The 26,017-nt window shown below is 52.9% G+C and carries 23 protein-coding genes; 6 read left to right on the forward strand and 17 right to left on the reverse strand.

What is annotated here, in order from left to right:
- Positions 1 to 3: 3 nt before the first annotated feature.
- From lpxA to rpsB, 13 genes are all read right to left on the reverse strand, one after another.
- Positions 4 to 792, reverse strand: coding sequence for an acyl-ACP--UDP-N-acetylglucosamine O-acyltransferase (gene lpxA / locus P9J57_RS16565; RefSeq protein ID WP_013024697.1), 789 nt, complete (start codon positions 790 to 792; stop codon positions 4 to 6).
- Between the two features lie 3 nt (positions 793 to 795).
- A complete protein-coding gene (fabZ, locus tag P9J57_RS16570; RefSeq protein ID WP_006117769.1) occupies positions 796 to 1,251 on the reverse strand; it encodes a 3-hydroxyacyl-ACP dehydratase FabZ in 456 nt (151 codons plus the stop codon).
- Between the two features lie 152 nt (positions 1,252 to 1,403).
- Complete coding sequence (gene lpxD, locus P9J57_RS16575; RefSeq protein WP_013024695.1) at positions 1,404 to 2,429, reverse strand: UDP-3-O-(3-hydroxymyristoyl)glucosamine N-acyltransferase; 1,026 nt, start codon at positions 2,427 to 2,429, stop codon at positions 1,404 to 1,406.
- Between the two features lie 3 nt (positions 2,430 to 2,432).
- Positions 2,433 to 2,933, reverse strand: a complete 501-nt coding sequence (locus P9J57_RS16580) for an OmpH family outer membrane protein (protein ID WP_014606549.1) — start codon at positions 2,931 to 2,933, stop codon at positions 2,433 to 2,435.
- 96 nt (positions 2,934 to 3,029) lie between these two features.
- On the reverse strand, positions 3,030 to 5,441 hold the full coding sequence (gene bamA, locus P9J57_RS16585; RefSeq protein ID WP_014592965.1) for an outer membrane protein assembly factor BamA: 2,412 nt from the start codon (positions 5,439 to 5,441) through the stop codon (positions 3,030 to 3,032).
- A gap of 51 nt (positions 5,442 to 5,492) precedes the next feature.
- A complete protein-coding gene (rseP, locus tag P9J57_RS16590) occupies positions 5,493 to 6,842 on the reverse strand; it encodes a sigma E protease regulator RseP (RefSeq protein ID WP_022622239.1) in 1,350 nt (449 codons plus the stop codon).
- Between the two features lie 12 nt (positions 6,843 to 6,854).
- Positions 6,855 to 7,712: a phosphatidate cytidylyltransferase gene (gene cdsA, locus P9J57_RS16595; RefSeq protein WP_013024691.1), complete on the reverse strand. Its 858-nt coding sequence runs from the start codon at positions 7,710 to 7,712 to the stop codon at positions 6,855 to 6,857.
- Positions 7,713 to 7,730: 18 nt separating this feature from the next.
- Positions 7,731 to 8,483, reverse strand: coding sequence for a (2E,6E)-farnesyl-diphosphate-specific ditrans,polycis-undecaprenyl-diphosphate synthase (gene ispU / locus P9J57_RS16600; RefSeq protein ID WP_013024690.1), 753 nt, complete (start codon positions 8,481 to 8,483; stop codon positions 7,731 to 7,733).
- A gap of 177 nt (positions 8,484 to 8,660) precedes the next feature.
- Complete coding sequence (ispC, locus tag P9J57_RS16605; protein WP_024472048.1) at positions 8,661 to 9,857, reverse strand: 1-deoxy-D-xylulose-5-phosphate reductoisomerase; 1,197 nt, start codon at positions 9,855 to 9,857, stop codon at positions 8,661 to 8,663.
- A gap of 110 nt (positions 9,858 to 9,967) precedes the next feature.
- Entirely contained in the window at positions 9,968 to 10,525 is a 558-nt protein-coding gene (frr, locus tag P9J57_RS16610) for a ribosome recycling factor (protein WP_013024688.1), read from the reverse strand.
- Positions 10,526 to 10,668: 143 nt separating this feature from the next.
- Entirely contained in the window at positions 10,669 to 11,394 is a 726-nt protein-coding gene (pyrH, locus tag P9J57_RS16615; RefSeq protein WP_006117760.1) for a UMP kinase, read from the reverse strand.
- Positions 11,395 to 11,548: 154 nt separating this feature from the next.
- Positions 11,549 to 12,400 carry a translation elongation factor Ts gene (tsf, locus tag P9J57_RS16620; protein ID WP_013024686.1) on the reverse strand — a complete coding sequence of 284 codons (852 nt, stop codon included), beginning with the start codon at positions 12,398 to 12,400 and terminating at the stop codon, positions 11,549 to 11,551.
- A gap of 183 nt (positions 12,401 to 12,583) precedes the next feature.
- A complete protein-coding gene (rpsB, locus tag P9J57_RS16625) occupies positions 12,584 to 13,309 on the reverse strand; it encodes a 30S ribosomal protein S2 (protein ID WP_014592960.1) in 726 nt (241 codons plus the stop codon).
- A 318-nt stretch (positions 13,310 to 13,627) separates the two neighbouring features.
- On the opposite strand from rpsB, the gene map reads away from it, so the two are divergent.
- The 4 genes from map to P9J57_RS16645 all read left to right on the forward strand — a co-directional run bounded on the left by map (position 13,628) and on the right by P9J57_RS16645 (position 18,649).
- Positions 13,628 to 14,422, forward strand: a complete 795-nt coding sequence (gene map / locus P9J57_RS16630) for a type I methionyl aminopeptidase (protein WP_013024684.1) — start codon at positions 13,628 to 13,630, stop codon at positions 14,420 to 14,422.
- A 64-nt stretch (positions 14,423 to 14,486) separates the two neighbouring features.
- A complete protein-coding gene (gene glnD / locus P9J57_RS16635) occupies positions 14,487 to 17,135 on the forward strand; it encodes a bifunctional uridylyltransferase/uridylyl-removing protein GlnD (protein WP_013024683.1) in 2,649 nt (882 codons plus the stop codon).
- A gap of 80 nt (positions 17,136 to 17,215) precedes the next feature.
- Complete coding sequence (gene dapD, locus P9J57_RS16640) at positions 17,216 to 18,040, forward strand: 2,3,4,5-tetrahydropyridine-2,6-dicarboxylate N-succinyltransferase (protein WP_013024682.1); 825 nt, start codon at positions 17,216 to 17,218, stop codon at positions 18,038 to 18,040.
- A gap of 216 nt (positions 18,041 to 18,256) precedes the next feature.
- The gene (locus tag P9J57_RS16645) at positions 18,257 to 18,649 is read left to right on the forward strand and encodes a DUF3461 family protein (protein WP_006117754.1); all 393 of its coding nucleotides are present in this window, start codon (positions 18,257 to 18,259) and stop codon (positions 18,647 to 18,649) included.
- A gap of 83 nt (positions 18,650 to 18,732) precedes the next feature.
- On the opposite strand, the gene P9J57_RS16650 is transcribed toward P9J57_RS16645, so the two are convergent.
- The 4 genes from P9J57_RS16650 to dgt all read right to left on the reverse strand — a co-directional run bounded on the left by P9J57_RS16650 (position 18,733) and on the right by dgt (position 24,389).
- Positions 18,733 to 19,944, reverse strand: a complete 1,212-nt coding sequence (locus P9J57_RS16650; protein WP_014592956.1) for an alginate lyase family protein — start codon at positions 19,942 to 19,944, stop codon at positions 18,733 to 18,735.
- Positions 19,945 to 19,976: 32 nt separating this feature from the next.
- A complete protein-coding gene (locus P9J57_RS16655; RefSeq protein WP_014606551.1) occupies positions 19,977 to 21,134 on the reverse strand; it encodes a CdaR family transcriptional regulator in 1,158 nt (385 codons plus the stop codon).
- A gap of 176 nt (positions 21,135 to 21,310) precedes the next feature.
- The gene (gene degP, locus P9J57_RS16660) at positions 21,311 to 22,765 is read right to left on the reverse strand and encodes a serine endoprotease DegP (RefSeq protein WP_483279300.1); all 1,455 of its coding nucleotides are present in this window, start codon (positions 22,763 to 22,765) and stop codon (positions 21,311 to 21,313) included.
- 133 nt (positions 22,766 to 22,898) lie between these two features.
- Positions 22,899 to 24,389 carry a dGTPase gene (gene dgt, locus P9J57_RS16665; RefSeq protein ID WP_019106443.1) on the reverse strand — a complete coding sequence of 497 codons (1,491 nt, stop codon included), beginning with the start codon at positions 24,387 to 24,389 and terminating at the stop codon, positions 22,899 to 22,901.
- Between the two features lie 92 nt (positions 24,390 to 24,481).
- On the opposite strand from dgt, the gene mtnN reads away from it, so the two are divergent.
- A complete protein-coding gene (gene mtnN, locus P9J57_RS16670; protein ID WP_483279301.1) occupies positions 24,482 to 25,180 on the forward strand; it encodes a 5'-methylthioadenosine/S-adenosylhomocysteine nucleosidase in 699 nt (232 codons plus the stop codon).
- Positions 25,173 to 25,967, forward strand: a complete 795-nt coding sequence (gene btuF / locus P9J57_RS16675) for a vitamin B12 ABC transporter substrate-binding protein BtuF (protein ID WP_483279302.1) — start codon at positions 25,173 to 25,175, stop codon at positions 25,965 to 25,967. Before mtnN ends, btuF begins: the two co-directional genes overlap by 8 nt.
- Positions 25,968 to 26,017 lie beyond the last annotated feature (50 nt).

Genomic DNA, 26,017 nt, shown 5'->3' on the forward strand with positions numbered 1-26,017 from the left:
GAATTAGCGAATTAATCCACGAGTTGAACGAGCAAAGAAATCAAAGAAAGGCTGCACTTCGCTGTGCTGCTGAGCAATCGCCTCGATTTCCGGTTTGACTTCATCCAGCGTTCTGCCGCTGCGATAAAGTAACTTGTAGGCGTTGCGGATAGCGTGCAGTGCTTCTTTGCTGAAGCCACGGCGCTTCAGGCCTTCAATGTTGATACCGAATGGCGTGGCATGGTTGCCTTGCGCAATGACATAGGGCGGCACATCCTGAGCCACGCCTGAACAACCACCAACCATCACATGTGCGCCAATGGTGCACCACTGGTGCACGGCCGTCATGCCGCCAATAATGGCGAAATCGTCGACAGTGACATGGCCGCCTAGTGTCGCATTGTTGGCCATAATGCAGCGGTTGCCAATGACACAGTCATGCGCGATATGGACGTTAACCATCAACAGATTGTCACTGCCGACAACCGTGACATTTGTGCCCTGAGTCGTGCCACGATGAATGGTCACGCTTTCACGAATACGGTTACGATCGCCAATGTCAACACGGGTGGGTTCACCCGCGTATTTCAGATCCTGATTCACTTCACCGATAGAAGCAAACTGATAGATCTGGTTGTCTTTACCGATACGCGTATGGCCGTTTACCACCACGTGTGACTTAAGGACGGTTCCCTCACCAATCTCGACATTCGCCCCGACAAAACAGAAAGGACCAATATGAACGCCGGGGCCGATAACAGCCCCGTCTTCGATGACTGAACTGGGATGGATGTTGGCGGTTGGATCAATCACGAGTTATGCCTCCCGGCTACGGGCACACATCATGGTCGCTTCACAGACGATTTTACCGTCGACAGTCGCTACGCCATTGAAGCGAGTCAGACCACGGCGGGTTTTCTCGAAGGTCACTTCCATAATCATTTGATCGCCCGGTACGACCGGACGCTTGAAACGGGCATTATCAATGCCAGCAAAATAATAAAGCTCGCCTGGCTCCAGTTTACCCACGCTTTTAAATGCCAGAATGCCGGTGGCCTGTGCCATCGCTTCCAGAATCAGAACGCCGGGAAAAATCGGTTTACCAGGGAAATGCCCCTGGAAAAACGGCTCGTTAAAGGAGACATTCTTTACGGCGCGCAGATATTTGTTTTCTTCAAAATCCAGCACGCGATCTACCAGCAGAAACGGATAACGGTGCGGCAGCAGCTCTAAAATCTCTTCAATTTGCAGAGTATGAGTTTCAGTAGTCAAAATACTCTTCCTGTCCTAAAAATCTGATGACATCAATAACACGGCCTGCACCGATCATCATGATCGTTGGCAGGCCGCAAATAGGTTCCGTGGCGCCTGGCTTCCCTGCTTAACACTGTTATTATGAAAGCCGGTCTGTCATGGGATGGCGTCTAGTCGTCTTTGCCGACTTTCCGCTCGATTGCTTTTAAGCGTTTGCTTAGTTCATCGATATTCATCACCAACGCTGCAGTTTTGCGCCAGGTTTTGTTGGGCTGTAATGGAATGCCTGAGGAGTATACACCAGGTTCTGTTATCGGACGCATAACCATGCCCATGCCGGTTACGGTTACTTTGTCACAGATTTCCATATGGCCATTAATGACGCTGGCACCGCCAATCATACAATAACGACCAATTTTCAAACTACCCGCCATGATCACACCGCCAGCAACCGCAGTATTGTCGCCAATAACCACGTTGTGAGCAATCTGACATTGGTTATCTATGATAACACCATTGCCGATCAGAGTGTTATCCAGCGCACCACGATCGATGGTGGTACAGGCACCGATTTCGACCCGATCGCCAATGATGACCGAACCCAACTGCGGGATTTTCACCCAGTTGCCACGATCGTTAGCATAACCGAACCCATCTGAACCTATCACTGTGCCGGACTGAATCAGACAATCCTGACCAATCTGCACCTCATGGTAAACCGAGACGTTAGCCCATAAACGCGAGCCGTTGCCGATACGGGTTTTTTTGCCCACAAAACAGCCTGGGCCGATGACCACGTTGTCACCGAGTACCACGTCGGACTCAATAACGGCATTGGCGCCGATGGACACATTCTCACCCAGTCTGGCGCTGGAATCGATCACGGCGCTCGGCGCAATGTGCTGCGCAGGCTGCGGCGTCGTATCCAGTAACTGCGCCATTCGCGCATAGGTAAGATAGGGGTTTTTAACAACCAGCGCGGCGGTTTTACACCACTCCAGATCCGCTTCCGTCAGCACCACGGCTGAAGCCTGGATCAGGGCGAGCTGCTCGCGGTAACGGCTGTTGGCAAGAAACGTGATTTGACCAGTGGTGGCGGATTGCATAGAAGCAATGCCGGAGATGACGATATCGCCATCTCCGTGCAATTCTGCATCCAACTGCTGGGCTAAATCAGCCAGTCGAATTGATGACATCGATTATTTAACCTGCTTCGCAACTTCATCGGTGATGTCTTTAACATCAGAACCCGAATACAGCACAGCCTGAGAATTCAGCACCAGGTCATAGCCGCCGCTCTTGGCAACCGACTGAACAGCAGTCTGGATTTTTTCCAGCAGCTTGTTACGCTCCTGAACCTGGCGGGTCTGGTTGTCTTTCTCAAACGCGTCGGCTTTTGCCTGGAAAGCATTACGCTCAGAGTCAATCTGCTTCTCTTTCTTGCTGCGCTCGCTCGCCTTCATGGTTGGCGCATTACGCTGCAGATCCTGCATTTCCTGCTGGATTTTGTCGTGCTGAGAACGGAGTTCTGCCGCGCGTCCCTGGAATTCACTCTCGAGCTGCTTGGTGATAGTCGCGCGCTGAGGTGATTTCTGGAAAACCTGGCTCAGATCCACAGTTGCGACTTTATCCGCCGCCTGTGCGCCAGCAGAAGCAGCCAATGCAACACCCAGAGTAACTGCACATAACAACTTTTTCACTATAAACTCCTTACCCTCAACATGTATGTTTGCAGCGTGGAGCATAGCAATGCCCCACGTGTGCAAGCTAATTTTTTAACATCCCTGTACAGAACATTACCAGGTTTTACCAATGTTAAACTGGAACTGCTCTGACTTATCTCCCTCAACTTTCTTAACCGGCTGGGCATAGGAGAAGACTAACGGCCCCAGCGGTGACATCCACTGTAAAGACACACCGGTCGAAACGCGAATGTTGTTCGGATCGCTGTAGTCAGGAATACCGGCCGCGCGCGTCTCCGCCGTGTTCTGCCATTTAGTATCCCAGACCGTACCCGCATCCACAAACAGCGAAGTGCGGACGGAATTCGAATATTTCTCACTCAGGAACGGTGTTGGCGTGATCAGCTCAAGGCTGGCAATCGCCATCGCGTTACCCCCGATTGCATCGCTCGACTTACAGATACCGTTCGGATCGCTCAGGTTACAGTATGACGAACCATTGTTCAGGTAAGCGGCTTTCGGACCGATGGTATTGGACTGGAACCCGCGCACGGTACTCGAACCGCCGGCGTAGAAGTTCTCATAGAACGGCATCTCTTTACCGCTAATGCCGTCACCGTAGCCCACACGACCGCGACCTAACACAACCCAGGTATGATCTTTATTGATCGGAACATACTGCTGGCTGTCCAGGGTCATTTTGTAGAACTGGTTATCTGAACCTGGAATCGTGACTTTGCCGTTCAGGTTAGTACGGTTACCTGAGGTGGCAAAGAAACCACGATCGAGCGTGTTATAGGTCCAGCCATAGTTAAAGGTGAAGTCGTCAGCAGAGAAGTCGCCGTTGCTGTTCAACTGCTGTGGCTTACCGACCGAGTCAAGATAACGCCACATCGCAACCTGTGGACGCATGTCAGACAGGTCGTTATGGACATAGCCCAGACCGACGCGCAGCGAGTTGTTCTCGTTGATTGGGAAGCCCAATGTACCGTCTGTACCGTAACTTCTGTTGGTATAGCCGGAGAGATCGGCGTTGCTGGCCTTAAAGTTGTTGTAGAACACCCGGCCGCCCAGACTCACACCGTCAACGGTAAAGTAGGGATCGGTCAGGGAGAATTCTGCATAGGTCTGGTAATCGTTTTTAGTGCCGCTAATCCCCACGGTATTACCGGTGCCGAGCCAGTTATCCTGGGTAACACCGACCTGGAAACTCACGCCACTTTCTGTACCGTAGCCGACGCCAAAGTTAAAGGTACCGGTATTGCGTTCTTTAACTTTATAGACCACGTCAACCTGGTCAGGTGAGCCGGGAACGCGCTGCGTATCCACGTCAACGGTTTCAAAATAGCCCGTACGATTCAGACGCTCTTTGCCCTGATCGACCAGGTCGCTGCCCAGCCAGGCGCCTTCCATCTGACGCATTTCACGACGCAGTACGGCATCTTTTGATGTATCGTTTCCTTCGAAGCGCACTTTACGCACGTAGTAGCGGTTACCCGCATCGACGTTGATGTGCAGCTTAACGGTTTTATCCGCATCGTTAATTTCAGGCTGTGTCACAACACGTGGATAGGCATAGCCGTAGCGACCCAGCAGTTTCTTAATGTCATCTTCCATCGACGTGACTTTCGTGCCGTTATACAGCTCGCCCGCCGGAATTTTGGTCAGATGTTCGATTTCGGCCGAATGACCCGCCATGCTGCCGTTAACGATTACGCCAGCAATCTTGTACTGATCGCCTTCGGTAATGTTCACGGTGATGTAGATGCCTTTCTTATCCGGCGTCAGGCTGACCTGGGTCGAATCAATGTTGAAACGCGCATAACCCCGATCCAGATAGAAGCTGCGCAGGGTTTCAAGGTCGCCCGCCAGTTTCTGCTTCTGGTATTTACGGTCGCCCACCACGTTCCACCACGGCACTTCGTCACGCAACTGGAAGCGGGAAATGAGCTCGTCGGAGCTAAAAGCTTTGTTACCGACGATATTGATCTGCTGAATTTTGGCAGAAACACCTTCGGTAAACACCAGTTTCAAATCGACGCGGTTACGCGGCAGCGGTGTGACTACGGCTTTAACGCTGGCGGTGTATTTGCCCACGCTGTAGTAGAAGTCTTCCAGGCCCTTCTCAATCGAAGAGATGGTGGTGCGGTCCAGCGCTTCGCCGACGCGCACGCCTGAGGCTTCGAGGTTTTGTTTGAGCTGATCGTCTTTAACCGCTTTGTTACCGCTGAAGGTAATGCTGGCGATGGTGGGACGTTCTTTGACCTGAACAATCAGCGTATTACCATCTCGCAGGACCTGAACATCCTCAAAGTTGCCAGTTGCGAACAGGGAGCGAATGGTATTTCTGACGTCATCGTCATTCACCGTATCGCCAACCCGAACTGGCATGCTCAGCAGAGCCGCGCCGACGGCGACTCGCTGCAGCCCTTCGAAATGAATGTCCTTCACCACGAAATCGTCTGCACCGTAAACGGTGGCGCTGCTAAACAGCAGCGACGCTATGAGCAACTTTTTCATCGCCATCGTTATTATGCGTTTTCCTAACACATCCCACGTAAGCTCGCGTTCCAGCGGTTACAAACGTGAGAAATCATTGAAAAGTGCAAGCCCCATTAACATCACCAGCAGTATTGAACCGATGCGGTAACTAAAGTCTTGAACTCGCTCGGACACCGGTCCCCCTTTGATCTTTTCAATCGCAAGGAAGAGCAAGTGCCCACCATCTAAAACCGGTAGCGGGAACAGGTTGATGATCCCTAAGTTGACGCTAATCAACGCCAGGAACATCAGGTAGTAAATCATTCCATACTCGGCTGACAAACCTGCACCTTGCGCAATCGAAATCGGGCCGCTCAGGTTGTTCAGCTTCACATCGCCGGTTATTAACTTGCCCAACATAGAGACGGTCAGCTTCATTAACTGCCAGGTTTTTACACTGGCTTCACCAATGGCTGAAAACGCACCATATTGTCTTACCGTTTTATACTCGTCTGGCAGCGGTACGACTCGGGGAATCACCCCCGCAAACCCTTGTGCTTTGTTCCCAGGTTTCGCTTCGGGCGTCAGGGTTAACTGCACCGCCTCACCGTTGCGATCGACCTCAAGAGCAATACTTTTTCCTGGGTTATCCCGAACCTGGGTAGCAAAAGGCTGCCACTGCGATAATAACTGACCATCGACTTTAACGATCCTGTCGCCAGCTTGCAAACCGGCTGCACTGGCAGGCGAATTCTTTTGCACTTCAGCCAGGGTCGTTTCAATCTGCGGGCCCCGGGGACGAATTCCCAGCGCGACGACAGGGTCCTGCTTATCAGGTTCGAACTGCCAGTTGCGCAAATCGACCTGTTTTTGCTGCGTCCCCTGTTCGCCAAAACGACCCACTGTTAACGTTGTGCTGGCATCACCGATTTTACCGATCAATGCCATGCGCACAGCTTCCCAGTCAGGCGTTTCGATACCGTCAACGGCCTTAAGTTCCGTCCCGGGTGTAATTTGCGCTTCTGCGGCGACCGAACCGTTCAGAATTTCACCAACTACCGGTTTAATACCCGGCACGCCGTGGATGAACACGACCCAGTAGGCAAAGATAGCAAACAGGAAATTGGCAATCGGGCCGGCAGCAATAATAGACGCGCGCTGCCAAATCGCTTTATTGTTAAACGCCTGGTGCCGAAGCTCGGCGGGAACGCTTTCTACCCGCTCGTCCAGCATTTTGACATAACCGCCAAGGGGAATGAGCGCAATCACAAATTCGGTGCCGTGACGATCGCGGCGTTGCCATAACGCCTTGCCAAAGCCGATAGAAAAGCGCTCTACTCTCACACCGCAACGCCGCGCCACCCAAAAATGGCCAAACTCATGCACGGTGATTAACACGCCCAGTGCAATGATAAATGCGGCAAAACTCCAGATTACGCTTAACATCGTCGCTTGCCCTTAAAGTGTCTGAAACACCAACAGCAATAAACAGGCAAATACCGGCACTGCTGCTGTCAGGCTGTCGATGCGGTCAAGAATACCGCCATGTCCGGGAATCAGGCTCCCGCTGTCTTTGATACCGGCCTCGCGTTTAAACATGCTTTCCGTCAGATCGCCCAGTACCGAAGCAAGGGTGGAAATCACGGCGCAGATCACCAGCGTGCCGGTGGGAACGGAAAGCGGCGCAAAACTGGCGAACAGGACGGCAATCAGCGCAGAAGAGATCAGTCCGCCCAGAAAACCTTCCCATGTTTTACCGGGCGACACTTTTGGCGCCAGCTTATGTTTGCCAAACAGTTTGCCGAACATGTAGGCACCGGAATCGGCGCCCCATACCAGAAACATAACAAACAGCAGCCACCAGGCACCGGCAAAGTGATCGGCTTCGTAATGATACTGGCGGAGCGCCATCATGCCCCAGAAGAAAGGAATGACCGTTAACGCACCAAACAGCAGACGCAAGGGTCGGGAAGTCCGCCATAACGCAGCAGAGGCAGGATAGAACAGAACCAGTAACAGCGCAGCAATCCACCAGGCCAGTGAGGCCCACAGCCAGCCCGCCACCTGCGGCAGGTGCGCGTTATGTTCGTAGGGAGGAAGCGTAAACAGCATCAGCGTCAGAGCCAGACCGCATATCAGCGCGAGCCAGATCCGTTGCTGACGCGATGCCATACCAGACAGCTGCCCCCATTCCCAGGCGGCCAGCATGCAGATAATAATCGTAATAATTGCAAAGCCAACAGGCGGTAACCAGAACAATGCAGCGATCACCAGCGGGATGAGAATCAGCGCGGTGATCAGACGAGACTTCAGCAAAGGTTACCCCCAGATTGCTCAGGCGCCGCCTGGTGCAGCGCCGCCAAAGCGTCGCTCCCGCAGAGAGAATGCATTCAGTGCACCTTCAAAAACGTGTTCATCAAAATCCGGCCAGAGCACATCAGTAAAATAGAATTCCGCATAGGCAATTTGCCACAACAGGAAGTTGCTAATCCGATGCTCTCCCCCGGTCCTTATCACTAAATCCACTGGCGCCAACTGGTTCATGCACAGTTGCGACGTCAGGCTCTCTTCGGTTATCTGATCAGGGCGTAACAAGCCTTCCTGAACCTGTTCAGCCAACTTTTTAACGCCTTCGATAATATCCCATCGCCCGCCGTAGTTCGCAGCAATGTTTAGCGTGAGTCGATCGTTATTCTCCGTCAGCGCTTCTGCCCGACGGACACGTTCCTGAATGCGGGGGCTGAAGCGGCTGATATCGCCAATGATGCGTAAGCGAACATTATGCTTGTGCAGGCTTTTCACTTCACTGTCCAGCGCCCAGACAAACAGCTCCATCAAGGCAGTGACTTCCTGCGCAGGACGGCTCCAGTTTTCGCTACTAAAGGCGTAAAGCGTTAACGCTTCAAGATTATTACTGACGGCAAAGCTAACGGCGCGACGTACTGATTTCACGCCCGCTTTGTGACCGGAGATACGCAGTTTTCCCTGGTTCTTAGCCCAACGGCCATTGCCATCCATAATGATAGCAACGTGGCGTGGACCGGTTCCCTGTTGGTCATCGGTGTTGTTGTGATTTTCAGACGACATAACGCGTAATCAATTCCTTTCATCAGAAATGCTGTGGTTTCTGAATACATTGCGCCCGGTACAAATCCCGGCACTGTCTGCCAGGCCACACCGAATTTGGTGACAGACCGTTAAACGCGAGCCAGCGACTATAACATTTTCACCTGAAGCGAACAAATAGCCTCAACGCAATCGTTGTTATGCCGTGAAGCGTGGCAACATTTCGGTCGCAGCGGCGCGTGCCATACGATCGATTTCGATGACAGCGTCCACTGAATCCGGTTCCTGGCCGTGCTGCGATGACAGCACTGCGCTGTTTAACGCTGCGATATCGGTAAAACGAATTCGCTGATTCAGGAACGCCGCCACGGCGATCTCATTGGCAGCATTAAGCGTGGTGGTGGCCGCCTGCCCGGCCTCGCAGGCATCAATTGCCAGTTTAAGACAGGGGTAACGGCCAAAATCAGGTTCTGAGAACGTCAGCGCCGACATGCGGGTAAAGTCCAGCGGTGTGACCCCAGCGTGAATACGCGCTGGCCAGGCCATACTGTGGGCGATAGGGGTTCGCATGTCAGGTGAACCTAACTGTGCCAGCACGCTGCCATCGCAGTAACGCACCATGGAGTGGATCACCGATTGGGGGTGCAAAATCACTTCCATCTGCGCGGCACTGGCGTTGAACAGCCAACGAGCTTCAATGTATTCAAGACCTTTATTCATCATGGTGGCCGAATCAACCGAGATTTTACGCCCCATTGACCAGTTCGGATGTGCACAAGCCTGATCTGGCGACATATTGCGCAGATCCGCTAAATTTGTGTCACGAAAAGGGCCACCCGATCCCGTAAGAATAATCGACTCAATGCCGTTATTCTGCAGGTCAGCGTAACCTAACTGATGCTGGATGGTAGCGGGCAAACTCTGAAAAATCGCATTGTGCTCGCTGTCTACCGGCAACAGCTGCGCCTTATGCTGGCGCACCGCCTCCATAAATAAACGGCCGCACGTCACCAGGGATTCTTTATTCGCCAGCAGGACGGTTTTACCCGCGCGAATCGCTGCCAACGTGGGCAGTAAACCTGAGGCGCCCACAATCGCCGCCATCACCTGGTCAACCTCATCCAGCGCGGCCAGTTCACAGGCTGCCTGAACGCCGGAGAGCACTTCAGTCTTCACCTTCAATGCTCTCAGTCGCTCACGTAGCGCAACAGCGGCTTCTTCGTCTGCCATCGCCGCATAGCGGGGTTGGAACTGTACGCACTGCTCAGCCATCAGGGCCACGTTTTTACCGGCAACCAGCGCGGTGATCTGATAGCGCGTAGGATTGGCACTGACGACTGCCAGCGTGCTGGTGCCTATCGAACCGGTTGAACCGAGCAGAGTTAATCGCTTCATAATGCTGTCCATGTAGAGGTGAAAGCGTGGGGCACAATGTAAAACGCCGCCAGAGGTGACATTCTGTCAGAATGCCTCTCTGTACGGCGTTTTGGTCGGCGATGATGGAATCAGAAGTCCATCAACTCCGCTTCTTTTTCGGCCAGTGCCGCATCAACTTTCTTGATGTGCGCATCGGTCATTTTCTGGATTTCATCCTGCGAACGACGTTCGTCGTCTTCGCTGATTTCTTTATCTTTCAGCAACGCTTTGATTTTATCGTTGGCGTCGCGACGAACGTTACGTACAGACACACGTCCCTGCTCGGCTTCACCGCGTACGATTTTAATCAGATCTTTACGACGCTCTTCCGTCAGCGCAGGGAGCGGAACACGAATGTCCGAACCCGCTGAGTTTGGATTGAGGCCAAGATCGGACGCCATAATCGCTTTTTCAACGGCCGGGCCGAGAGAGCGATCAAACACGTTGATTTTCAGCGTGCGGGAGTCTTCAACGGTAACGGAAGCCAGCTGACGCAGTGGCGTCGGCGTACCGTAATATTCAACGATAATGCCGTCGAGCAGAGAAGGTGAAGCACGGCCTGTGCGTACCTTGCTGATAGTGGTTTTGAATGCCTCGACGCATTTGTCCATGCGCGTATCAGCATCTTTTTTAATGTCGTTAATCACGTTAAAACCCTTGGATTCGGTTTGACCTGGCCAGTTCCGGCATCACCGGAAGCGGGATCGATAATCATCGATAATCCTGACTGGTGCACGGCTAAACATTACCGCACTGACAGAATATACCTTATTTTATCTCGCCTCGGGTATTAATGCGTAATCAGGGTACCTTCTTTTTCACCCATCACTACGCGACGCAATGCGCCAGGTTTGTTCATATTGAAAACGCGGATTGGCAGTTTGTGATCGCGCGCCAGCGTAAACGCGGCGAGATCCATCACTTTAAGCTCTTGATCCAGCACTTCCGCATAAGTCAGTTTTTCATACAGCGTTGCATCAGGGTGCTTCACCGGGTCGGCCGAGTAAACACCGTCAACTTTCGTGGCTTTCAGCACCACATCCGCTTCGATTTCAATACCACGCAGACAGGCGGCTGAATCCGTCGTGAAGAAAGGATTGCCCGTACCCGCAGAAAAGATAACCACACGGTTATTACGTAACAGGCTGATGGCTTCTGCCCAGCTGTAGTTATCGCAAACGCCGTTGAGGGGAATCGCGGACATCAGACGGGCATTGACGTACGCGCGGTGCAGTGCATCACGCATCGCCAGGCCGTTCATTACCGTAGCAAGCATCCCCATGTGGTCACCCACAACGCGGTTCATGCCCGCCTGCGCCAGGCCGGCTCCGCGGAACAGGTTACCGCCGCCAATCACAACGCCCACCTGGATACCCAGCTCGACCAGTTCTTTGACTTCCTGAGCCATGCGGTCAAGCACGCTCGCGTCGATACCAAAACCCTCTGCACCTTGAAGTGCTTCGCCACTGAGTTTTAGCAGGATACGTTGATAAACAGGTTTTGCGTTGGTCGCCATGGTCAATTCGTCCTGGAAGATATGATGAATAAGAAGTAATTCCGATCAATCATCCGCTTAGAGCAAAAGAATTACTATTGGGATGAAACTGAAAACGTATCTTTTGCCTGTGGCAGACAAAAAAGAACCGCCATCTGGCGGTTCTTTCAGATCATTAAGACTGTTTGGACATTGCTGCAACTTCAGCAGCAAAATCAGTCTCAACTTTTTCGATGCCTTCGCCCACTTCAAAGCGGATGAAGTTGATCACGTCAGCGCCCTGCTCTTTCAGCGCCTGGCCAACGGTTTTGCTTGGATCGATAACGAATGCCTGACCGGTCAGAGAGACTTCACCGGTGAATTTCTTCATACGGCCTTCAACCATCTTCTCTGCGATCTCTTTTGGCTTACCAGACTGCATCGCGATGTCCAGCTGAACCTGGTATTCTTTATCAACCACTTCCGCAGAAACGTCTTCTGGCTTAACAAACTCAGGTTTGCTTGCCGCAACGTGCATTGCGATCTGTTTGATCAGATCTTCGTTAGCGCCTTTGGCAGAAACCAGAACGCCGATACGTGCGCCGTGCAGGTAGCTGCCCAGTTCTTCGCCTTCCAGAAGAGCAACGCGACGAATGTTGATGTTCTCGCCGATTTTAGCAACCAGGGCAACACGTTCTTCTTCGAACTGTGCTTTCAGCACTTCAACGTCGGTGATGCGGTCAGCCGCAGCAGCGTCAAGAACTTTATCAGCAAACGCCTGGAAACCACCGTCTTTTGCTACGAAGTCAGTCTGGCAGTTCACTTCCAGAATCACACCGTAGTTACCAACGATTTTGGTTTTGATTACGCCATCAGCAGCAACGTTACCCGCTTTTTTCGCTGCTTTAATTGCGCCAGACTTACGCATGTTTTCAATCGCCAGCTCGATGTCGCCGCTCGCTTCAGTCAGCGCTTTTTTGCAGTCCATCATGCCTGCGCCAGTACGCTCACGCAGTTCTTTTACCAATGCAGCGGTAATTTCAGCCATTCCAGAATCCTCGGTTCGTACCTGAGCACAAGTGCATCAGAAGGTACTTATTTGCGGAAAATTTACTCTGTCCCGCCGTCCTGAACAGGGGCGTAACAGACTTGGATAAAATAAAGGGGCCATGTTTGGCCCCTTACAGATCACATCTGAATGCTAAGGGCTCTTATGCAGAGCAAACCTTAATTAAGCGTTTTCTAAAGACGCTTCTTCAGCCTGCTCAGCCAGATCCTGAGAGCGGCCTTCGCGAACGGTGGTCGCAACGGCAGTCAGGTACAGGTTGATAGCACGGATCGCATCGTCGTTACCTGGGATAACGTAATCAACGCCATCTGGATCAGAGTTAGTATCAACGATAGCAAATACTGGGATACCCAGGTTGTTTGCTTCTTTGATTGCGATGTGTTCGTGGTCAGCATCGACAACAAACAGTGCATCCGGCAAACCGCCCATGTCTTTGATACCGCCCAGGCTGTTTTCCAGCTTGGCCAGTTCACGAGCGCGCATCAGCGCTTCTTTCTTGGTCAGTTTGTCGAAAGTGCCGTCCTGAGACTGCGTCTCAAGCTCTTTCAGACGTTTGATAGACTGACGAACGGTTTTCCAGTTGGTCAGCATGCCACCCAACCAGCGGTGGTTTACGAAGAACTGGTCGCAGCTCAGTGCAGACTCTTTGATCGCTTCGGCAGCAGCGCGCTTAGTACCAACAAACAGAATCTTACCTTTACGGGAAGAGATTTTGGTCAACTCAGCCAGAGCGTCGTTGAACATTGGTACAGTTTTCTCAAGGTTGATGATGTGAACTTTGTTACGCGCACCGAAAATGAATGGCTTCATTTTTGGGCACCAGTAACGGGTCTGGTGACCGAAGTGAACACCAGCCTTGAGCATATCGCGCATGGAAACAGTTGCCATGATTACTACCTCTAGTTTAATTGGGGTTGGGCCTCCATGTATCCCATACAACCGACCTCTTTCAAGGCACCCCGGCGTATGTGTCGATACATGTGTGTTTTATTACACATAGTGAGATTATTGCGTTTCCCGCTGACCTTAACGGCCATACAGAGAATCGTCGGCGCGCTTTATACCACAATCACGCTTTGGACGCCAATAAATGTTCGCTTACGGCCTGTGGTGCGTTCTCTGTTTGGCAGCCCTTTTGGCTTGCTGTTAACATGAGAGCACAGCATTCATTATCGCTGAAAATTTCAGCAGCAGCGGAATAATTTAATGGCAATCTCAATTAAAACCCCCGAAGAAATCGAAAAAATGCGCGTCGCTGGCCGCCTCGCCGCCGAAGTGTTAGAAATGATCGAACCCCATGTGCAGCCTGGCGTAACCACGGGTGAACTGGATCGTCTCTGCCACGAACACATTACTCAGCATCAGCAGGCGATTTCTGCCTGCCTGGGTTACCACGGTTTTCCGAAATCCGTCTGCATCTCGGTAAATGAGGTGGTCTGTCACGGTATTCCGAGCGACGATCGTCCGTTGAAAGATGGCGACATCGTTAACATCGACGTGACCGTGATTAAAGACGAGTACCACGGCGATACCTCGAAAATGTTTATCGTCGGCAAGCCGACGATCCAGGGTGAGCGCCTGTGCCGCGTGACTCAGGAAAGCCTTTATTTATCACTGCGTCTGGTGAAGCCGGGTATTCGCCTGCGCGAGCTGGGCCGCGCTATCCAGAAATATGTTGAAGCGAATGACTTCTCAGTGGTGCGTGAATACTGCGGTCATGGCATCGGCAAGGGCTTTCATGAAGAGCCACAGGTTCTGCACTACGATGCAGACGACAGCGGTGTCGTCCTGCAGGCCGGCATGACCTTTACCGTGGAACCGATGGTGAACGCCGGTGATTATCGCATTCGTACCATGAAAGACGGCTGGACGGTGAAAACCAAAGATCGCAGCTTGTCGGCGCAGTACGAGCATACTATTGTGGTGACGGATAACGGCTGTGAGATTTTAACCCTGCGTAAAGACGACACCCTTCCCGCGGTGTTAGTTAACCAGGCGTAATTCCTCCCCTGATAAAAGGCCGGCGCTCTGCCGGTTTTTTTATGGTTACTGATGAGAACGCTGCATGAGCCTGTCGCAAGAAGTGAAAAACGGTCTGAATGATTCGCCTGGCGAGTGGCAGGACGATCAGCTATCACGTGAAATACTCAAGCAGCGCCTGGAGTGCTTTCAACAGCACCTGGCGGCGGCCTTTGATAGCGGTGAGGCGGCAGAGAATCTGATTCATGCCCGAACCCTGTTTATCGATCGCCTTCTGCGTCGCCTGTGGCGTTACTTTGGCTTCGACAGCATGAAATCCATCGCTCTGGTTGCTGTCGGGGGTTATGGTCGGGGTGAGCTTCACCCGCTTTCCGATATTGACATATTGATTCTCAGCCGCCAGCCGCTTAACGAAGAGGCCGCCCAAAGCGCCAGCGCGCTGCTGACGCTGATGTGGGATCTCAAACTGGAAGTGGGCCACAGCGTGCGTAGCCTTGAAGAATGCCTGCTGGAAGGCCTATCCGACCTGACGGTGGCGACCAACCTGATTGAAGCGCGGATGCTGGCCGGTGATGTCGCGCTGTTCCTCGAACTGCAGAAAAATGTCTTTAGCGATGGCTTCTGGCCGTCGTCCCGCTTTTTTGCCGCCAAAATTGAAGAGCAACAAGAGCGTCATACGCGCTATCACGGTACCAGCTACAACCTGGAACCGGATATTAAAAGCAGCCCGGGCGGTTTACGTGATATTCATACGTTACAGTGGGTTGCGCGACGGCACTTCGGCGCGACAACGCTCGACGAGATGGTGGGCTTTGGCTTTCTGACCGACGCCGAACGCGCCGAACTGAATGAATGCCAGGCCTTTCTCTGGCGGATTCGGTTTGCGCTGCATCTGTTGCTGCCGCGTTATGACAACCGGCTACTGTTCGATCGCCAGCTTAGCGTTGCCCAGCGCCTTCAGTATCAGGGCGAAGGCAACGAGCCGGTTGAACGCATGATGAAGGATTTTTATCGCGTCACGCGTCGTATCGGCGAACTGAACCAGATGCTGCTGCAGTTGTTCGATGAAGCCATTCTGGCCCTCTCTACCAATGAAAAACCCTGCGCTATTGATGATGACTTTCAGCTACGGGGTAACCTGATCGATCTGCGCGATGAAACGCTGTTTGATCGGGAGCCTCAGGCGATAATGCGCATGTTTTACGTCATGGTACGCAATGACAATATCAAAGGGATCTATTCGACCACGCTGCGCCGCCTGCGCCACACACGTCGCCACCTTAAGCAGCCGCTCTGTCAGTTGCCTGAAGCACGCCGTCTGTTTATGTCGATCCTGCGTCATCCCGGTGCGGTCAGTCGTGCATTAGTCCCGATGCATCGCCATAGCGTACTCTGGGCCTATACGCCGCTCTGGGGTCAGATCGTTGGGCAGATGCAGTTTGACCTGTTCCACGCCTATACCGTGGATGAGCACACCATTCGGGTTCTTCAGAAGCTGGAAAGTTTTGCCAACGAAGCGACGCGTCCACAACATCCTTTATGCGTTGAACTCTGGCCGCGCCTGCCTCAGCAAGAGTTACTGCTGATGGCGGCGCTGCTGCATGACATAGCGAAAGGACGTAACGGCGATCACTCTGTTCTTGGCGCGCAGGATGCGCTGGAGTTCGCCGAGATGCACGGCCTTAACTCGCGTGAAACGCAGCTTGTCGCATGGCTGGTACGGCATCATCTGTTAATGTCCGTGACCGCGCAGCGTCGTGATATTCAGGACCCCACGGTGATTCAGCAGTTCGCCGAGGTCATGCAGAACGAAAACCGACTGCGTTATCTGGTGTGCCTGACGGTGGCTGATATCTGCGCCACCAATGAGAGCCTGTGGAACAGCTGGAAGCAAAGTCTGCTGCGAGAGTTGTTCTTCGCCACCGAAAAACAGCTGCGTCGCGGCATGGAAAACAGTCCGGATCTGCGGGAACGCGTACGTCATCACCGCCTGCAGGCGCTGGCGCTGCTGCGTATGGACAACATCAATGAAGAGCGGTTACATCACATCTGGAATCGCTGTCGCGCCGACTATTTTCTGCGCCATACGCCCAACCAGATTGCCTGGCATGCCCGCCACTTACTGGGACACGATCTTAATCAACCGCTGGTGCTGGTCAGCCCGCAGGCAACGCGCGGCGGGACCGAAATTTTTATCTGGAGTCCCGATCGCCCGCACCTGTTCGCCGCCGTGGCAGGAGAGCTGGATCGTCGCAACCTCAGCGTGCATGATGCGCAAATTTTTACCAGCCGCGATGGCATGGCGATGGATACCTTTATTGTACTGGAGCCGGATGGCAGTCCCCTGTCGCCCGATCGTCATGCGATGATCATTCAGGCGCTGGAGCAGGCGATAACCCAGAGAGAGTGGGTGCCACCGCGCACCCGCCGTCAGGCCGCCAGGCTTAAGCACTTTAGCGTGGATACCGAAGTGAATTTCCTGCCAACTCACACCGATCGCCGCAGTTATCTGGAGCTGGTAGCCCTGGATCAGCCCGGTTTACTGGCGCGCGTGGGGGAAGTGTTTGCCGATCTCGGCGTCTCTCTGCATGGTGCGCGCATCAGCACCATTGGCGAGCGCGTGGAAGATTTGTTTATTTTAGCCAATAGCGAACGCAAGGCACTGGATGAGGAAATGCGTCAGACGTTGCAACAACGGTTGACAGAAGCCCTTAATCCAAACGATAAAGTGTGACCCGCTTCAATTTGTGAACATCAACTTTTTACCCGTGCCGGTCACTGGCTGGCACCACAAATGACAGATCAGGAAAAAATATGCAACAGTTACAGAGTGTTATTGAATCTGCCTTCGAACGTCGCGCTGACATCACCCCGACCAGTGTGGATACTGAAACCCGCGAGGCGATTAATCAGGTTATCGCCAAACTGGACAGTGGTGAACTGCGCGTTTCTGAAAAAATCGACGGCGAATGGGTAACGCATCAGTGGCTGAAAAAAGCCGTTCTGCTCTCTTTCCGCATTAATGACAATCAGGTGATGGAAGGGGCTGAAACCCGTTTTTACGACAAAGTGCCAATGAAGTTTGCCGACTGGGACGATGCGCGCTTCAAAGAAGCCGGCTTCCGCGTGGTGCCGCCCGCTGCCGTTCGCAAAGGGGCTTTTATTGCGCGCAACACGGTTCTGATGCCTTCCTACGTGAACATCGGCGCCTTTGTGGACGAAGGCACAATGGTTGATACCTGGGCAACCGTCGGTTCCTGTGCACAGATTGGTAAAAACGTACATTTATCCGGTGGTGTAGGAATCGGTGGCGTGCTCGAGCCGCTGCAGGCCAACCCCACCATCATTGAAGATAACTGCTTTATTGGCGCACGTTCTGAAATCGTTGAAGGCGTGATCGTTGAAGAAGGCTCCGTGATTTCAATGGGTGTTTATATCGGTCAGAGCACCAAAATTTATGACCGCGAAACCGGCGAAATCCACTACGGTCGCGTGCCTGCCGGCTCGGTCGTGGTATCCGGTAACCTGCCGTCTAAAGATGGCCGCTACAGCCTTTACTGCGCAGTCATTGTGAAAAAAGTTGATGCGAAAACGCTGGCGAAAACCGGCATCAATGAACTGCTGCGTACGATCGACTAATCTGTCGGACGGGCTGTACAGCAGCCCGTCATCTTTTGTTTACAGCTGTTACGGGTAATGTTGTTTTTCTACACGAACCAACAGGTGCGTTTACTTTTCATCCAGGTCATAATTCGCGCCAGTTAAATCCTGTTGCGCACTGATTCATGTTATTTATGTCTATAGTCATTAAGTCATGAACAATTCTGCGCGCCTATCATTTGGTGGAAAATAATTATGTATGACAATATTAAGAGCTTAGGCATTAGTAACCCTGACGATATCGATCGCTACAGCCTGCGTCAGGAAGCGAATAACGATATTTTGAAAATTTATTTCCGCAAAGATAAAGGTGAATTTTTCGCCAAAAGCGTGAAATTTAAATATCCTCGCCAGCGCAAGACCGTCGTTGCTGATAACGCGTCACAAGGCTATCGCGAAGTGCAGGAAATCAGCCCGAACCTGCGTTATGTGATCGATGAACTGGACCAGATCTGCCAGCGCGATCAGGTGGAAGTCGATCTGAAACGTAAAATCCTTGATGATCTGCGTCATCTTGAAGGCGTCGTTTCCCATAAAATCGCCGAAATTGAATCCGATCTGGAAAAACTGACCCGCAGCGGCCGTTAATTATTTCAGATTTACATCAGGCCAGCCGCATTAAGTGTGATTCACTTGACGCGTCTGGCCTTTTTTATTGGCAATCTGCGCGGCTATCGCCTGAGTAACACCACATCACGTAGCACCTCTGCTGAGCCGGTACGCCATTCAGGACGATCAATCCAGGATTGGTAACGTTCTGACTTAAGTGTGACGTCAGCCAACAGCAGTAAGGGGATTAACCGCTCGCTTTGGCGTTCGCGGGTTTTCCACGGCCAGCGGCGTGATGGATCGCTAAAGGGCGCCATATAATCCAGCGCCGCCAGTAGCGAGCCACCCTGCTTGTTTTGATAGTGCCAGAGATCGTCCAGCCCACGCTGAGAAGCTAACGCCGCGATAGCGGTTAGCGCCTGCAAATTAAAGACGCTGTAATGAAAGGAGCGGGTTCGCGCCAGCTCAAGTGGCTGAGTCCCCTCTTTCTGTATTTGCCCATCAATTTTTCGTTTGGCCAGCGCCGACATATCAGCGATCACCGTGTTTTTGCCCAGGTAAGCGGCAATACCGGCAACCTGTACGCTGTACCAGCTGCCATGATTATTTGGGGCATCCCGCTCCTGTTGCGCCAGCTGGCTGGTCTGCAGCCAGCTAAGATAGTCACTGAACCAGCGATGTAACGCCGCCTCGTCGCTGTCGCGCCAGCCGGGTGACTGGCGCAACAGCACCAGCGCATCAACAATGCGGGTCGCAAAATAGCGCCCATCCAGTACGCCATCATGACGGCCAGGCGTCCTGCCTGGAATCCCCTGGGCATAATTCAGGTTTGGATTCATACGGCTGGCAGGATCGATAAACCAGTGGCGGATCATCGATTGTGCTTTGCTGGCATAGCGTGCATCGCCAGAAAAGAACCAGGCCAGCGAGAGTGTCTGTACATCTGCGCTAAAGCGCGCCAGCCGCACGCCGTCGGTTTGGTTATTTTTCGTGTCGGGATTAATCTCACCATCCCGACGAATCCAGGGCAACCCCGTTTTCTGCTTTCCGTCCGGCCACCAGTAGGCGCTCAGGCTCAGATAGTCATGCCGCGATCCGCTGGGCGGCATCAGCCCCTTATCCATCACGCTGGGATCGGGCTGGCTGAGCGCCTTTTCTGCCTGATGTTGCAGCTGACGCCAGGCCTGTTCCGTCAGTGTGCTCGCCTGATGATTCTGCAAAGCCTGCCGGGTATTCATCAGGGCATCAGTAGAGAGAAAAATCAGGCTGTCAGGCCGTGCCTGGCAGGTAAACGTAACGATTAGCAGGCAAAGTATGGCGGGCAATATACGCATCGGGCGTCCTCATGGTTTCATAAGCAGCGTCATCAGCCCTGCTCATCCAGCTGTAACGCAATATACAGCAGTAATCGATCGTCAAAATGACCAAGATTCAGGCCGGTTAACTCAGCAATCCGATTCAGTCGATACTCCAGCGTATTACGATGAATAAACAGCGCGCGTGATGTTGCGCCGGGCTGGACGTTATTGCTGAACCATGCGCTTAAGGTCCGGCGCAGCAAACCGTTGCTGTCCATGCTTTTCAGTTTTTCCAGCGGACGTGCCAGCTCGTTCGCCTGCCAGCCACCGCGTAAACTGTCCAGTAATACCGGCAGCATCAGATCCTGATAAAAATAGCTGCGGACGTCTGGCATGCGCTGCTTTCCAACGGCCATGGTGGTGCGCGCAGTGCGGTAAGAGCGGGCGATGCTGCCCGGACCGGTAAAGAAGTTGCCCAGCGCAATACGCATGCGCAGATGACCGCTTTCGTTCATTCGCTGCATCAGTTGCTCAACCCGCTTGCGATGATCGTGACGGTCGTAACGTCCGTGTGTGTTTAATGCCGGTTTCAGTACGACCATTTCAGTTAGCGACACAATGGCTATCAGGTTATCCCGAACGGGGGTGGTGAGTAAGGTTTGCAGCTGCTGTAATTCAGACATGGCGCTGTCCACGCCTAACTGCCCGCTGTCGACTTCGATCACCGCCACCACGCGGGGCTGATTAAGATCGATACCCAGGCGCTGTGCCCACTCTGTCAGCTGTGGCGTCAGCGCATCACTTCTTATCAGGTTGAGCACCAGCTCTTCACGCAGTCGGCTGTCCTGAGCCAGCATATGTAATAGCCGGGCCTGCTCCAGCATCATCTCTGCCGCCATACAGACTAATTCGCCATAGTGACGCAGTGCGCCCGGCTCGCCTGTCAGGCCAATGACGCCCACGATCGCCCCGTCAATACGTAGCGGAAGATTGATGCCTGGCCGCACGCCGTGCAGATGTTTTGCCACAGCATCGTCGATATCCACGATGCGCCCCTGAGACAACACCAACAGCGCGCCCTCATGCAACTCCCCGATGCGCTCCCTGTCACCACTGCCAATGATTCGCCCACGCGCATCCATCACGTTGACATTGCCATCAATGATTTTCATGGTGCGCGCAACAATTTCCTGCGCCAGCCGCGCGTCGAGATGACAGGTAGCCATCCTTATCTCCTGAGTCATATGAGAGGAAGGACAGAATAGCCGTGTGACACGCGGAGAACATTATGCATTCGCCCATAGCCGCGCCGGCTTTGGCAGAAATGCGGCAGGCATCACATTTGTGATCTGTGCCATAAAAAAGGCGGACCGAAGTCCGCCTGATAAGCATCAAGCAGTGATTACTGCATCAGCAGGTAGAGCGATGTGTCGCCACGTTGCACATTCAGCGCCAGTACCGGTGGTTTGGTATCGAGGATCTTGCGTAGTTCCCCTAAGTTGGTTACCGGCTGCTGGTTGACGCCAAGAATCAGGTCGCCTTTTTTCAGACCCACTCTTGCCGCCGCACTGCCCGCTTTCACGCTATCGACCCGCACGCCTTTCTCTTTGCCTGCGTTATTACTCAGATCTGCACCTTCAATGCCGGTGTAAATCGTAGCGGACTGCACTTTGTCCTGGGTGCTCTGCTGCAGCTGCACGGAGACATCCAGCGGTTTACCATCACGCAGCAGGCCCAGCTTCAGCGTCGTGCCTACCGGTAAAGAGCCGACTTCAGCGCGCAGCGAGGCAAAGCTGGTGAGCGGCTTGCCGTTCATAGAAACGATCACGTCACCCGCTTTAATACCGCCTTTCGCTGCCGCGGAATTGGGCACGACCTGACTAACAAAGGCGCCGCGCTGCGCATCGACCTTCATCGCTTTAGCCAGTTCAGAGTTGAGCTCTGTTCCCATGATACCCAGCTCACCGCGTTTCACCTGACCATACTCCACCATCTGTGCGGTCAGGTTTTTCACCATGTTGCTGGGGATGGCAAAACCAATACCAATGTTGCCGCCGTCTGGGGCCAGAATCGCGGTGTTAATACCAATCAGCTCACCGTTGAGGTTCACCAGCGCGCCACCCGAGTTACCGCGGTTAATCGCGGCATCGGTCTGGATAAAGTTTTCATAGTTCTCAACGTTCAGACCACTGCGTCCCAACGCCGACACGATGCCCGAGGTTACGGTTTCGCCCAGACCATAGGGGTTACCGATTGCTACGGTATAATCGCCAACGCGCAAATTATCAGAGTCAGCCATTTTAATGGCGGTCAGATTTTTCGCGCCTTCCAGCTGAATCAGCGCTATATCCGAGCTGGGATCTTTGCCGATGACTTTGGCGTCGTAGCTACGACCATCGCTCAGTTTGACCTGAATTTTCGTCGCATCGTTGACCACGTGGTTGTTGGTTACCACATAGCCTTTTTCTGCGTTAATGATCACGCCAGAACCCAGCGCTCTGAATTTTTGCTGCTGCGTATCCGGGCCTACAGGCGCACCGCCGCCGCTCCCGCCCGCGCCCTGGCACAGCGGCGAGCCCATGAACGGAGAACCGTCCTGACAGAAAGGCGAATTATCGCCAAAAAATTGCTGGAACTGCTGCGGCATACGCGGCGTTTTGACCGTTGTACTGCCTTCCACGCTGATGCTCACAACGGAAGGCATCACCTTCTCCAGCATGGGGGCAAGGCTTGGCAACGGCTGGCTTGGGGAAGATGAAACGGAAGAGGATGTCTCCGCAGCGAAAGCACTCACAGGGGTCAGTGCCATGCCAAGACTAAGCGCCAGAGCGCTTAACATTAACGAGGTTTTTTTCATTTTGGTATCTCACAATGATGGATATACTGACCATTGCTGTGGTCGAATGTTGAGATAAATGTTTTAGCGCGAAGTTCCTCGAAAAGTTTTAGGCAAAGGTAAAAATTTATTCGCGCTCTTTACAATTCTCTGCTTATTCCACCGCCATCAAACGACGGTACTCATCCCAGGCATAGAGATCGGTCATGCCGCTAATGTAATCCTGAATCAGACGAAAGCGATAATAACGTTCCCATAACAAACGCTCATATTTGTGTTCAACAACCAGCGTGCGCATTTTATGCAGATAGGCTTTTCTGTGCTTTCCGGAAAGTTTATGGAAAAGACGTGTCTCAATCGGATGGTTGCGCAAAAAATCTTCATTTATCAGTGTAGTAAAGTCTTCATAATTCAACATCATTAACGGTTGGTATATTTCAAGCAACCCCTTTATGACGCGATAACCCTGCAGCTCCAGCTGTTCAACTTCGGAATGATTAAACACCTGCTGTCGTGCTACAGTTTTAAATATTTGTAATAAACGCCCCTCTTCGCCGCCGTCTTCTAATAATGCATGGTTGAAGTTTCCATCAAAAATAGCGGGCAGATTGTCGATAAAACGTTTAACGGCATAGGTGACCAGAACGTTCTGAACATTAACCCGGAGGGACATGAAAAATTGATCGCTTCGGCTGCGGCGTTTTTTACTTCCTGCTTCGCGCCAGGCCTCACCTACGGTACGGCTGAACGCATCATTGTTATTTATTGGCCCCCAGGCTTTGCTGAGGAATTCATACAAACTGTCGACATTGAAAATGGCTTTTTCGACGGCGTCATCCAAATCGGCAATACAATATGAAATGTCATCCGCCGCTTCCATGATATAGGTCAGCGGGAAGCGATGATGCTCCGTCAGATGCGTCGCGGCACGGAGATCGCTGATATATTCCCGCTCAGACAAATAAAAGCCTGGCTTTTTCATTAATACGCTAAATTCGGCCGGTTTCTCACCCTGCCACCATGCCGGCGCGGTATATTTAAGAATACAGGCCACCTGAGAGTAGCTCAGGTTGAGCTGCAGCAAGGTGTGCACCATACGGATCGCCTGGGCATTGCCTTCAAAATGGCATAAATCCTGACGAATCATAGCGTTCATTTGATCGAAGGACTGGCGCTGCTCTTCGCTTTCGACGCCAGCCACCAGCGGATCGACCAGTTCGGCAGCCAGATTATCTTCAAACCAGTCGTTAATGGCAGCTTCGCCAAAATGCCCGAACGGAGGATTCCCGACGTCATGCAACAGACACGCCATTTCGACCAGACTTTCAAAGGCCCCTTCCATGTCGTCCAGTCCATATTTTGCCAGCCCACCCTGCATTTTTAAGGTTTGCAGAATCTCTTTGCTGATATATCGACCGGTTTGCTGCACTTCAAGCGAATGCGTCAGGCGTGAACGGACGGCGGCGTTGCGCTCAAGCGGAAAGACCTGGGTTTTTTGTTGCAGTCGGCGAATGGCCGCCGAATTAATGATGCGTCCACGATCGCTTTCAAAATGGCGGGTAATAAAATATTCACCTTGCGGATCTTTACGGTTGCTATAAGGGCGAGTGAAGCTGATCTTCTTCCTGAAATTGATCGCCGCCATACCTGTCCCCTTATTTTTTCGTGAAATGATCCCGTCAGTGCCATGATAGACTATGCCCGATTTTTACATTCATTACATTAGCGAGACGCAAAATGAAAGCAGGCATCATTGGCGCAATGGAGCAGGAAGTGACCCTGCTGCGTGACAAAATTGAAAATCGTCAGACTCTGTCTCTGGCGGGCTGTGAAATTTACACTGGCACACTCAATGGTGTTGACGTTGCCTTGCTGAAATCAGGCATTGGTAAAACCTCGGCAGCCCTTGGCACCACGCTGTTGCTGCAGCTGTGTAAACCCGATCTCGTTATTAATACCGGTTCCGCAGGCGGTTTAGCCCCGACGTTAGCCGTAGGTGACATCGTGGTGTCGGAAGAAGTGCGCTATCACGATGCCGATGTGACCGCGTTTGGCTATGAGCCGGGCCAGATGGCAGGTTGTCCGGCTGCCTTTACGGCTGACAGCGCCCTGATTGCCGAGGCGGAAGCCTGCATTAAGCAGCTCAACCTGAACGCGGTTCGCGGCCTGGTGGTGAGCGGCGATGCGTTTATCAACGGGGCTGAGCCCCTGGCGCGCATCCGGGCGACCTTCCCACAGGCTATTGCGGTTGAAATGGAAGCGACCGCCATCGGCCATGTCTGTCATCAGTTCCAGGTGCCTTTTGTGGTCGTCAGAGCGATTTCCGACGTGGCCGATAAGGAATCACACCTGAGTTTTGACGAGTTTCTGAGCGTCGCGGCCAAGCAGTCGTCACTGATGGTTGAAAATTTGCTGGTCCGTCTGGCACGTGGCTAAACGGCTGTTGTTGTGCTGGCTGCTGCTGTTGAGCAGCAGCCTGTATGCTGCCCCACCCCGCGTCATCACCCTTGCTCCCCATTTGACTGAGCTCGCCTTTGCCGCAGGTATTACCCCGATTGCGGTCAGCGCCTGGTCCAGCTATCCGCCTGAAGCAAAAAACATTGAACAGGTCGCTAACTGGCAGGGCATCAATCTTGAACGTATTTTGCAGCTTAAACCCGATGTGGTGTTGGCGTGGCGCGGCGGCAATCCGCAGCGTCAGGTAGACCAGCTGCAGCAATTGGGTATTAAGGTTGAATGGGTCAATGCCGCAACGCTGGATGGCATGATTGATGCACTGGCAGGATTAGCAAAGTGGAGTCCAGCTCCGCAACGTGCCGCACAAACCGCCGGGGAGCTGCGCCAGCAGGAAGCGGCTTTGCGGGAGCGCTACCACACACAACATCCCGTTCCCGTCTTTCTGCAGTTTGGCTTTTCGCCCATGTTTACCGCGGCTAAGGCGACGCTGCAAAACGATATCATCAGGCTGTGTGGCGGGCAGAATATCTTTGCCGACAGTGCGGTGAGCTGGCCCCAGGTGAGCCGGGAACAGGTGCTGATGCGCCATCCGCAGGTCATCGTCACAACAGGTGATGCACAGCAGGCAAGTCACACGGCGCAGTTCTGGCGACCGCAGCTTAACGTCAGCGTGATTGCCATTAACGACGACTGGCTCAGCCGTCCGGGACCGCGCATCCTGTTAGCCGCCGACCAACTGTGTAAAGGCCTGCACCCGGTTAAATAATGCTGTCGGTTCTGCATGCGTTACACCGTCAACTAAAGAAATCACCCTGA

The organism is Pantoea sp. nfd-35 (genome assembly GCF_056892255.1).